Genomic DNA, 12442 nt, shown 5'->3' with positions numbered 1-12442 from the left:
TGCCGACCTGCCACGGCTTACCAGATACTGCCATTCTCCCAGTGTCTGCATCTTTACCTTCATCTCGATGGAGAACTCGCCCCTTAAATTAAGGCTGGAATCATTACCGCAGTTCATATAGTCGTCCGTACCGTCAAAACTTAACGCAGTGGTGTCTGCTGCCAATGATATAGCACAGGAAAAAATTGAAACGAAAGTTAGTAAGAAGACCACCTTCAGCATTTTGACATAAAAAGAATTCATATTTTTCTCCTTAATTTCTAGTACCAAATGTATATTTAATAATAAACGTACTTCCTTAATACATATATAATCTAAATTAACTTTTATCGACCCAGCTTATTCCGAGTAACCAAATTTAAGCAATTTCTAAAAGTATTAACTCTATATTCTTATTGTTAATTTTCAGTTTATATCATGTTAAATTTATATCTATATATATAGTATACCATGTGAAAATTTTCACAGAATGGTTAAAAATTAAAAAGTAATCTTATTTGCGGTTTGGGCTATTTAAATTCTTAACTTTCAGTTGTTTTCAGCAGGCCAACCAGAAGAGTTTCCAGCGCGAGTTTGGCTTCCGTGCGACCTGTTTTAATATTCCTGTCCGCTTCAAGAAGCAACTTTACCCAGCGTTTTATCTGGGAACTTGGATACTTTTTAGCCTGGGAAGTAAGTCTCCTGGTATAAGCCGGCGAGTACCCAAGCTCTCCTGCTATCCCATCGAAACCTATTCCTTTACCCAGCAATAGACTTATCTTCTGGACCACCCTGATATACCATCCAAGGTAACCTATAATCTCGGGAGGCTGTTTTTTCTGGTCGTAAAGATCATTGAGGACCTTGAAAACCCTTCCGGAATTACCCGCATTAATGGCATCACCTATCTTGAAAACGGTCTCTGTTACGCTTCTTCCGACCAGCTCCTCTACATGAAGAGCTTCTATCCTTTCCCCGCCGGAAAAAGCGGCCAGTTTCTCAAGCTCCATCTTTATCGACTGGGTGTCGTCCCCTTTGAGTTCTATAATAAGGTCTACCGCTCTGGGCGATATGTCTATCCCCTCTTTACTGTAAAAAGACCTTATCCATCCTTTTAATTTTACAGGTTTGGGTTTATCCGCCCTTACTTCTTCAAGGAGCTTGGATAATTTATGGTACCCTTTGGTCTTTTTGAAAGAGGCTTCTGCGGTAAGGATAAGAACGCTCGATTCAGTGGGGTTCTCAAGATAAGAAGAGAGGGTCTCAATGAAGTCCTCTGCCAGGTCTTCCGCTTTTTTGATGTGAACCACCCGTTTTTCGGCAAGAAAAGGCATCGTGCCCAGCGAATCCATGATCCCGTCAACATCATCCGGGCCGTGAGAGGAATAATTCAGTTCGGATTCGGAAAGAGCGAGGAACTTATTCTTGATCTTATCCAGTTCGCTCTGCCTGATATATTCGTCGTTACCAATTATAAGGAAATTACTGGTCATTTTAATAATAAAAACCGGGAGAGCCCCGGTTAAGAGTTTAATGAAAAAGATTTATCAGGTTATTTACCAGGCTTCAACTACGCGCTCCACTATCCTCTGGGAAAGGTCGTCAACGGCTCTTTTTACGCCTTCGGATTCAGTGGTCGCGTTGGGACCTGTAATGGAATAAGTGCCCTCACCGAGGAAAGACTTCTCTTTCCACATTGTTTCGCCGGTAAGATTGTTATAAAGCTCAAGGTCAACCAGTATCTCCACGCGGAACTCGATCACGTTATCGTTCTTGTCGTAACTTAAGGGATACTGCCTGAAACTGGTAAGCTCCCCCTTGAGGATAAGGGCCGCGTCTTTTTCGTCATCTATATCCAGGTGGCGGTCGAAGATGAACCCGTCTATCACCGATCTGGTTATGTCGGTCTCAAGACCCGGCCAGTAGGTGTAGCTTGCCCTTTTATCGGAGACCTCCTGGGTCGGGTCTATCTTGTTCTCGAAGTTCTCAACATGTATCGAATCCAGTTCCGGCGGCAGGAGTGAACTGGTGGTATATCCGCAACCGGCTGCGAGCATCACGAACACTGTGAGAAAAACCGATACTATCCCTCGCATCAATTCTTTATCCTTTTCTGAAGCCTCTCTATCCGCGCCTGGGCTTCATTGGCGACCTTGGTTCCGGGGAATTTTCCCGTTACATCCTGGTAGTATATCACAGCGCTTCTATATTTTCCTCTTCTTTCGTAGAATTCGGCTATTTTCATGATGCTGTTGGCCTTCTTGCTCCTTAGCTCATCAAGCACCTTTTCGGCTTCCTGCGCTATGGCGGGAACGGGTGTAGTCTTCTTTATCCTCTTGAACTCCTTGAGGGCTTCCTCGGTGCTTTCCTGGTCGTATTCCGGGGCGAGCGAAGCCTCGTACCTGGTATAGGCCAGCTGGTATTTGGCTTCGGAGACAAAACTGCTCTCGGGGTAATCCTTGATGATCTTCTCGTAAGCTTCGATGGCCTCATTGTACTTCATCATTCTCCTGTAGCACTCGGCCATTTTATACAGGGATTTATCCGCGTACATCCCGAAAGGGGCGTTCTCGACTATCTTCTTGTATATCTCGACGGCCCTTCCCATGGATTCGGATAGTTCAAGCTCCATCAGTTTAGGCGTCTCTTCGGTCTGGAAGATATTTGCGATATTGTATTCCCTGCCCAGTATCTCTTCCATGCGCTTGGTGTAGGGATAATCATCGATGGTCTTCTGGTACTGCTTGAAAGCGAAATAGTATTTACCCAGCTCCTCGTAACTCCTTCCGGCATAATACTGCGCGTCCGGGGCCAGGTCCGAATCCGGGAAACTCTCGGTCAACTTTATGAACTCTTCGGCGGCACGCTTGAAGTCGCTGTTCTTGTAGAAATGCATCGCCCAGTCGAACTGCTCGCGGGGGGTATCTTTGGCTGCCCACTTGGGATTTACCATGGTCTTGCTCTTGGGGGTCCATACCCAGAAGGCCTGAGCGGTTTGAACCGAAAAAACGGTTATAGCGGCTATTACGCCTATTAATAGAATATATCTTTTAAGCATGGGTTTAATCACTGGATCTCTGAATAGTTTTAGGGCTCATATCATATGAATGACCGGACGGTTTTACATTTTATCACATGATACGCCAATGTCAATTCCAAACCTTCTTTTGACCGATCGGTCCGGACAAGGGCTCAATACTGAGCGTCATTGTCATTATAAAGGTTCAGGCTGCTGACATATTCTGAGACAAGTTCCTTGTCTTTCCTGGATATCTCGAGGAACTGGTTTCCCACCTCATAATCAGCTCTCTCGCCGTCCTTGCGTATCCAGGCCACCTTGGATATGGCCTTGACGGGCTTATTGATCATGGGTATATCCAGCTCAAGTACCAGCCTGCAGGCTCTGGATATGAATTCCGGGGCGCCAAACCTTATACCACCCTCACTTATGTTCTTGGTGATGGTATTGGTTCTCATCTGTCCTTCAGGCTCGCCAAGCTTGCGATACCTTACAGGAATATGAGTGCTCACTCTCGGATATTTTCTTTTCTCCGCAAAGTTGTCCACTTCCCTTACCCCCATTTTGATTTTTGTTCTTTAACGATAATTGCCTGCTTTTTGTAACAATATTGAAAATTTTCTTAATTACCAGCTACGAAAAATACTAAATATACTGCCTCTAATATGTAGTATACCATATGTAGTATAGTGTGTGAAACATATATATCTGGCTTTTTTGATTATTTACTGAAAGCGGGCAAAAAAATACCCGGGACTTATTTTATAGCACCGGGTGTTTTTTTTAGCAAAACCGGATAATAGTTACAGGCTCCAGGCAAGAAAGGAACACGGACCCCTTGCCCGAAGCCCGCAAATATTCTTAAGGATACTTTAGGCTTCGGATGATTCGAAACTGGCTTGAGCCTCTTCGGTAGAAGTCTCCGGATCGTTGTACAGATTGAGACTGTCAACGTATTCGGAAATAAGCTCCTTGTCCTTTTTGGACATCTCCAGGAACTGATTACCTACCTCGTAGTCATCACCCTCGGCGGACTTGCGTATCCAAGCCACCTTGGAAATAGCCTTAACAGGTTTGGTCAACATGGGAATATCCAGCTCAAGTATGAGCCTGCAGGCCATGGAGATGAACTCCCCCGTCCTGAAACGAAGTCCTCCCTGGCTCAGGTTCTTAGTGAGCGAACTGGATCCTTCCACGCCTGCCCCGTCGCGCATTTTACGATACCTTACAGGTATGTGGGTTTTTACCCTCGGGTGTTTTCTTTTTTCCGTGTTCTCGTTCACTTCCCTTACCTCCATCTTTATGCCAAGCTATCCTTAAAATTATTACAATTAATCCTTCACGATAAGTTCGGGGATATCCTCTTTTACCGAGTAACCGGTAAATTCCGAAGCGTTCTTTCTCTCGGCGTTATACCGGGAAAGGACCTCTTCTATATCCACGCCCTTTATCTTCTTTTTCTTTTCTTCTTCGGCTTTTTCGCCCGCTTTCTTTTCCTCGGCCGAAGTTGTCTCCGTAAGACTCGCGGTTATGTCCCGAAGAGCTTCTAGGATCTCTTCAGGCGTTATATCCGGGTTCTCGGAAATGATAAGAGACGTTATACCCGCAACAAAAGCCGCCGAGAAAGAAGTACCTTCTTCGTTGTCTATTATATCCCACGGTGCGACGAGGTCAAGCTCATCGTCGTTATTGCTCCACGCTGAAAGCTCGCCGTCGTTATCCACCGAACCCACCGTAAGAACTTTATCCTGTCCGGCGAGGCTGTTCTGGTGTATCTTCGTGCCTTCATTACCGGCAGCTGCTACCAAAACAGCGCCTTTTCCGGTGGCGTAATCGATCGCCTGCTCGAGCTGGTTATACACCGGGTAAAGGTTTAGCGGCATGGCCAGAACCCTCGCTCCCATATCAACGGCGTACCTTATGGCTTCGGACATTATACTGGAAGTAGTGTTACCCTCTTCATCAAGCACTTTTGCCACCAGTATATCCGCTTCAGGGGCCGTACCCGCGATTATGCCGGCTGTTGTCGTTCCGTGCCCCAGTTCATCTGATATATCACCCGAACCGGTAAAATCCTTCCAGGTGGACACGTTAAAATCGAACGCATCCGCGTTTATCCCCGAATCAAGTATCGCCACGGTCACGTCCTTGCCAGCAGAGACCGCTTTAAGAGCGTCCAGGTTCTGGTAGAATAGTTCTATCTCCGGAGAAATAATATCGTCACTTGTAAGGTTATCCTTCAATCCCGCATCTAAAAGCTTCGTGGGATCGGTGGCTACCGGCGCTTCCATATCTGACAAGTCAAGGGTGTAGGGATCGGTAACACCGGAACCGCTCGGGGGAGAAGCCGGAGCCCATACGTAGCTTTTAGAAGAACCGCTAGCGTTATTCAGTATCTCTGTTCCAGTCCAGTCCCATGTGTCATCCGTACCGTCCCTGTGAGCATACATATTCTTATAATGATACTGGTCGGGGTCTTCGGTAAAGAACCCGTATCCGGTGAACTGATCAAGCTCATCTAAAATACCATCATTAAGATCAGCATCCCACACCCTCCACTCACAATGCCAGCCGTCCTCATCATAGAACCCGTAGATGGAGCCATCAAGGTCCCATTTTATCTCGCAGCGGTTATCCGAATTATTCCGATACTGGTAAGCCACACCGTTATCGCCGTAGGTATCGTTGTAAGATATCTTGCGGTACATCCGTCCGGTGGCATCGTCATAGAACCAATACACGTTCCAGAGGGTATCTTCCGTAAGATCCGTATACTCGTTCACCTCATTCCTTCTGTCCGTACCCGTATGGAAACTTATAACTTTGTATACATAGCCGCTGGAAGCGTTCCGGTTCCTTATCACCCTTCCGCTTGTACCATTGCCATAGTAATCATAGTTCTCGTACTCGTAATAGTCGTTGCCGTAGGAATCAGCGTCCTCGTAGGTCCTCTCATGCAGGAGCCCCGTATCAGCGTAGTAGGACTCACCGAATATAAGACTGTCATCAGAAAGATCATACCTGTAGGAAGAAGAACGCCTCTCGTCATTCGGGTCAGACGGATTAGCATAGGTATACTCTTCATACCAGCCATCGGTCAGATTGTCCATCCTGTACACACGGCCGTAACCGTCACCGGCATCCTCGTTCAGGTAATAATACCTTATTCTTTTACCGTCGTATTCGCCGCCTGAGACGCTTTCTATGAGTTTGGTGTGTATCCTGTTGTCACTATCTGTGGTGTAATAGTTATATGTCGCTACAAGACCCGAGAAGACAGGATTAGCCGTGTTACTGTAATCGGCGCTGGCGTAAGCGCGTTTTTCGGTAAGCCTTTCCTCGGCGCCGGCTGAAGTGGAATAATCAGACTCATAGGCTATCGCGCCGTCCGCATCAAGAGTATCCGCTACCTGCATGTCCACTCTGCCGTAGTCGTCGCTCGCGTCATCCGTCGTGCCGTTATCATAGAATGCCTCGTTCAGATAGTGGTAGAAAACGTTACCGTTATCACTGGTACCGTTCAGATAGGTTCTGGCCATTATAAGGAAAGTGTCCGTATAATAATCCTCGACCATCGACAGTACGTCGGATATGTATGTTTCTTTTTTGACGATATTACCGTCCTGGTCAAGCTCATATCTTATCTTTGTACCGGTATTGTCATATTCTTCGTATATCTTGACATCATCCGTACCCGTCCAGTACTCGATGTAGTGATATTCCGTCCACTCCGTCGATGTGGTCTGCTCCCTCAGGTATTCCAGGCGCCCGTAGTCATCGGAATCATCCAGTGGGGTGCCATTGTCATAGAACGATTCGTCATAGAAAGTATACATAACGTAAGGCTCCTGACCTATCTGGGCGGGATCGCCCGATGTGGTCCTCGAATAAACCGTCTTTTTTTCGAGCCTTCCGCTGGTCGCGAAGTACTCATATGTCTCTATTGAATCAGCCGTGCCGTCTGAAGCTAGTCGTGTTAGCGTAGTAAGCGTACCGTCCGTCGCGTAATCATATATCTCGGTCACAAGCAGTCCACCGGTCGTATATATTGCCTTCTGACGGATAGTCCAGCCGTTGGTACTTACATCAAGATCGACCTGCTCATTGTGGTGGTCATAGATGTATTCAGCGGTCTTGTGAGCAGTATAAACTCCCGCTCTCAATTCGTCTCCGGGGAACACAGTATATACGCCAGAATATTCCACGACCGTGACCTGCCCGGAAGCGGGCTGCTGCCAGTCATACGTATTATAGACGGGGTAGGAAGAATCATAGGAAAGATCCACCCTTCCGTAGCCCTGGCTCGCCCAGTTCTCATCCAGGTATTCGGTGACCAGGTAATCCCCATTGACGTCTTCTTCTGTCTTGATCCTCTTTATGCGGTCGCTGGGCCATTTCTCCTCAACAACTATTATCTCGTCAGTCGTAAGGTCCCTGGTAAGCTTGCTGGAGATGGTATCATCGTTGGGGTCACTCGGATTAGCGTAACTTATATCGTAATACCATCCCTCGGTATAGTTGTCGACCCGGTAGATACGCCCGTACCCGTCTCCTGCGTCCTCTTCAAGAAAATAGTATTTGACGTGGTCTCCCTGGAGAGCGTCTTCAGCCTGCGGGTCGGTCTCTTCAGTGACTTCCTTGGTGTAAAGGAGCCCGTTCGTCTCGTAATAGAAGTATTCTTCAACGACGTCCGTGCCGTTGGTGCTGAAAATGGATTTCTGTCTCAGGACCCAGCCATTGGTCGCCGTATCAAGATCCACCTCTTCCCCGTAATGATCGAACACGAACCTTGTGGTCCTCTCGGTAACATCCACGTCGCTCCTGAGGTCACTTAAGGGCGCAGGGCCGTAAGCGGCCTCATACACGTTCACGGTCACCGAATTCAGTCCCCAGTCATAGGTCTTGTATTCGGTATCCGTATAGTTATAAATGAGCGAATATCTTCCGTACCCCAGGAAACTCCCGGTATCCGGGTCGAAGTAATCCTCGTCATAGTATTCGTATATATTGCGGGTCGAGTCCTCCATCTTCCTCTTCATGAGGCCCGAATCGTGCCATTCAACGATATCGCCGCCGTAGGAGGTGTTTATCAGGTTCCCGCTTGAATCGTACTCATATGTCGCAAGCAGCGTGTCCGTACTGCGCTCATATTCCTCCATGTAGCGGTACTGCGTCTGGTCATAATAGGAAGTATATAAATAATATCTGTCAGCCGCCACATCTTCATTCCTGGTCATGCGCCCCTGGCTGTCATAGGTGTATTCGCGGGCCATGGTGGTGCCGTCTGAACCGTAAACAGTGTGTTTACGCATGATCCAGCCGTTGGTCGCCGTATCAAGATCGACCTGCTCGGAATTATGGTCGTAGATATAAGTGTCGGACCTTTCGGAAGTCACCAGGTCGCTGCGTGTCGCGCTGTCCTGCGCCGGATCGTAGGAGCCGTGATATTCTTCGACGGTTACCTGGCCTGTCGCCGGGCTGTCCCAGTCATATGTCTCATATACGACATCATAAGCGTCGTAAGTAAGGGTGATACGCCCGTAGCCCTGGCTCAGCCAGTCCTCGTCGAGATATTCGTATATATCCCCGCCTGCTGTGGTATGTCTTTTAAGCAGGAGCGAATCGTACGTTTCGTCCCTTTCGCCGCTCTGGCCGTAATACATCCAGCTTTTCATGTCATCGTACATTTCATCGCTTATGGTGTAAAGGTCGCTTTCATCTTCCCAGAAAAGAGCTCCCGCGTAATTATTCGAATAGATCGTGGTGAGTTTCTCGATGACAGAAAGGTAATCGTTGTCCCACTGGCCGTTACTGTTATGGTCCTCGTAAGGTTCACCCGTATCCCATGTACCGTTACCGTTGGTATCTGTGTATTTTTCGCACGTTGTGGGGTCCACCTCGCCTATTATGACCGGCTTGTCGAGATTTAAAAGGTCCGCGTCATACGCAAGAGGCTTACTATCATCCTCGAACTTGTTGTAATAATGGAACTGGTACAGGTCAAGCCCCACGCCTGTCCAGTAGTTCAGAAGAGCGTTCCTGTCAGCGCTGCCCAGGGTCACTATTGAACCTGAGTCCTCGGCATGTATCTCGTTAACCATGGCCTGGACAAAGACCTGGACCTGTGCCGCCGAAATACCTGAGGTGTTCCATATTATTTCTTCGGGTTCGTTCATGACCTCCCATGCGTATATGCTGGATGAAGTGCTGTAATTACCCACAAAGTCGCCCATAAGGCTCACAAAAGCCGATCTTTTACCCGAATCGGTTATGAGGTCTGGATGGTCCGCCTTGGCACCGGTCCCGTCATTATCCGCCATCTTGAAGTCGAGAAGGACCGGGATAAGTTTTATGCCCAGTATCTCCGCCACATCTACAAGAGCGTCCATGTCGTCATATACCTTATCGGTAAAACCGGTAGGATTACCCGACCCGTCGAAGGTGACACCGCTTCTCAGGTCGTTGAAAAGGAAAACCCTCATGTAATCGCCCTGACGCTCAAGCATCCTTCCCACGAGGGCTTCAAGGTCGGAGCTGTACCCCATGTGGGATGTGCTACCTTCCTGGTCGATCCCCAGGTCGTAACCGTAATTGGTCCAGGGCATGTTAACGCCCTTTGCGAACGAAGCGTTGGGCGTAATGGTGTCTATCACGTTAAGATCAGCGTCCAGCTTCCAGATAGTGGTACGGCTGGCATTATAGCGATCAGCTCCTATCAACACGTCGAATTCGTTGTACCTGTATTCGGTGAAGGTGCCGTCCGCGTCAAGCTGGGTATTCACACACATTGTACCCTTCCTGTCTATATAGGTATATATAGTACCAGTATCGGACGCCCCGGGATCATTGACCTCTTTCATCATCCATTGATCCGTAAGGTAATTATATGTATTAAGAAGCGTGCTCGTTGACCATTCCCATTCGTACTTGTATTCGACCCTGTTGGCATCATCCGCATCGTAAGTATAGGTGTAAGACCTGTCGGTGGAGGCGTAACTGTCCGAAGTCAGCCTGCCGGCCGAATCGTAAACATAAAGCTCCGAAACAGTGGTGCCATCAGTGGCATAGACAGTATGCTGGCGCATTACCCAGCCGTTGGTGGCCGTATCCAAGCTTGACTGGTTACCATTGTGGTCGTATATGAAACTATCGGTCCTCTCGGAAGCAATGACATCGTTCCGAACGGAGTCGCCTGTCTCCACCTCATAAGCGCCTTTATACGTGTTAACGGTGACCTGCCCGGACTGGGGCGTATTCCAGTCATAGGTCGTATAGTTGCCGTCACTTGTGTCGCAAAGCAGTGTGACTCGGCCGTAACCCTGACTGTTCCAGTCTTCGTTCAGGTATTCGTAAATATCGGAAGTGTCCGAGTCTATCTTCCTTTTGAGCATAAAGGGGCTAGTATCGTAATTTTCCATTGACCCCTGCGCGTATATTATCCTCACGAGGTTACCGCTCGTATCATACTCGTAGGTCTTGATAAGCGTTTCCACTATGGTCGTGGCATTAAAGCTGGTCGACCCTTCGGAACCGTCCATGTGCGCCAGAAAAACCGTACCGGAATCGAAAGTATAAGCCGCCGTCGGCACGCTTATCGTATCCGTGAGTGAGGCGTTCGGCGATGCGTTAAAAGAATTATTGTGGACTATGCGCACTTCATCCATATTCCCATCGAAAGCAGTGACACCATTGACCGCTCCTATATAAAGAGTACCTGAATAATTATACGTGCTGTCATCCTGCGTATATGCTGTCTGCTGGCCATCCAGGTAAATACCGTATGTGTTTGCGTTCTTGCACAATGCTACGTGGTGCCAGTTATTATCGCTAATTTGCCCGCCCTGGGCGGATATAATAAGAGAATCGCTCAAATACACCTCGAATGCGAATCCGGCAGTACCTTCATGACACAGATACCACCAATTAGCATAGGTCTCGTAATGGCTCACAACTGTAGAATTGCCTGTCGTATCATCCAACTTGACCCAAGCATCTATGGTCCAACTGTCGGTATTGGAAGCGCAAATGTCCCAGTATTCACTATCACCTGTAGTAAGATAATCTCCGGTTCCGTCAAACTTGGCACTGGATAATCCGAATTTCATCGCCGTTGTATCTTTATACACATTACCATGTGCCGTTAAGGAAATATCCCCCTCGAAACCGTATTCATATTTATGGAAAACTTCGCTCGAATAGTCCCCGGTGTAATAATCGTAGGTAAAATAGAAATCATCTCCCGAATGCTGTTCTTTTATGAGTCTTCCTGAAGTATCGTATTCGTACTCGGCTGAAACAGTAGTACCGTTAGTTTCATATTCGGTCTTTGAGCGCATGGCCCAGCCGTTAGTTGCGGTATCAAGATCGTGCTGCACGTCGTGATGGTCATATATATAGGTAGCGGTCCTCTCAGAAAGCAGAACATCATCCCATACATCGCTCATTGCAGCAGGTGAATAAGTCCCTGAGTATTCTTCAACAGTTACCTGTGTGGCACTCCAGGTATAAGTCCTGTAAATACCGCCAGTTGCGTCATATGCTAGGGTCTCGCGTCCGTATCCGCGGCTATTCCAGTCTTCATCCAGATATTCGTATATGTCTGAGGTTGTGCCTTCTGTTTTTCTTTTCATAAGGCCAGAAACATAGAATTCTATCGTATCTTCCGGAGAACTGTTCTTTACCCAAGAAGAACCGTAAATCGTACCATTATTTATGCCCGTAGTATCATAAAGAGTTGTTCCCTGCCCCTCATCAAAAAGCCAGGAAGAAACAAGGCCGGTTGTGATGGTTTGATCATTATAACGGTTATTCACTTCAGTAGAACTCAGCGCCCTGTTGTATATACGCGCATCGCCAAATATTACGTTTGAATTGAATGAACCTCCACCTACCTCAGAGCCTATCGTAAGGTTAGTCGAAATTGAAGGAAGAGATTTGTTTATGCTGGTCGAAGAAACCTGAGTACCGTCAACATATAATTTCATTGAATTAGTTGCGTACGAATACGTCGCCACTATATGATGAAAATCTTTGTCGCTTATTACAGTGCTTCCACTGGTGATTTCGCCTCTGGGCGTGTAAAAACATATAGAATCGCTGCTATCTATATATATACACCAATTGTATCCAGCAGAAGCCGATCTGCCCCGGCTTATTAAATATTGGTTTTGACCCAAGGTTTGTATAGCCAAGGAAAGTTCAATTGTCAATTCGTTCCTTATATCTAAACTGCTATCGTTACCACAAACAACATAGTCATCCGTACCGTCCAAAAGCAAGCCGTTTACAACGGGACTTGTTGACAGGTCATACCAGCTTGCCCCGGAAATGGTCCCATCGTTATCCTTCTGGTCATCTTCAACCGAGGTTCCTGTCCCTTCATCAAAAAGCCAGGCAGATATCAGATTAGTGGCAACAGCCTGACCGTTCTCCCTCATGCTGATC

General features: G+C 47.4%; 6 protein-coding genes. All 6 read right to left on the bottom strand.

The window, feature by feature from the left end:
* Positions 1-521 precede the first annotated feature (521 nt).
* On the bottom strand, positions 522-1472 hold the full coding sequence (holA, locus tag GF409_06540; GenBank protein ID MBD3426873.1) for a DNA polymerase III subunit delta: 951 nt from the start codon (positions 1470-1472) through the stop codon (positions 522-524).
* Positions 1473-1535: 63 nt separating this feature from the next.
* Positions 1536-2075, bottom strand: a complete 540-nt coding sequence (locus GF409_06535; GenBank protein ID MBD3426872.1) for a hypothetical protein — start codon at positions 2073-2075, stop codon at positions 1536-1538.
* On the bottom strand, positions 2075-3037 hold the full coding sequence (gene bamD / locus GF409_06530; GenBank protein ID MBD3426871.1) for an outer membrane protein assembly factor BamD: 963 nt from the start codon (positions 3035-3037) through the stop codon (positions 2075-2077). The genes GF409_06535 and bamD overlap by 1 nt, the downstream gene beginning before the upstream one ends.
* Before the next feature lie 134 nt (positions 3038-3171).
* Positions 3172-3561 (bottom strand): hypothetical protein, encoded by a 390-nt coding sequence (locus GF409_06525; GenBank protein ID MBD3426870.1) that lies wholly within the window; start codon positions 3559-3561, stop codon positions 3172-3174.
* Positions 3562-3870: 309 nt separating this feature from the next.
* Positions 3871-4296 carry a hypothetical protein gene (locus GF409_06520; GenBank protein MBD3426869.1) on the bottom strand — a complete coding sequence of 142 codons (426 nt, stop codon included), beginning with the start codon at positions 4294-4296 and terminating at the stop codon, positions 3871-3873.
* Between the two features lie 33 nt (positions 4297-4329).
* The coding region (locus GF409_06515; protein MBD3426868.1) for a S8 family serine peptidase at positions 4330-12442 on the bottom strand (8113 nt) is incomplete at its 5' end.

The sequence above is a fragment of the Candidatus Omnitrophota bacterium genome (genome assembly GCA_014728045.1).
In the GTDB taxonomy this organism is placed as follows: Bacteria; Omnitrophota; Gorgyraeia; order Tantalellales; family Tantalellaceae; genus WJMH01.
The sequence above is the reverse complement of the archived record's forward strand: the minus strand, read 5'-3'. Positions and strand labels throughout refer to the sequence as shown.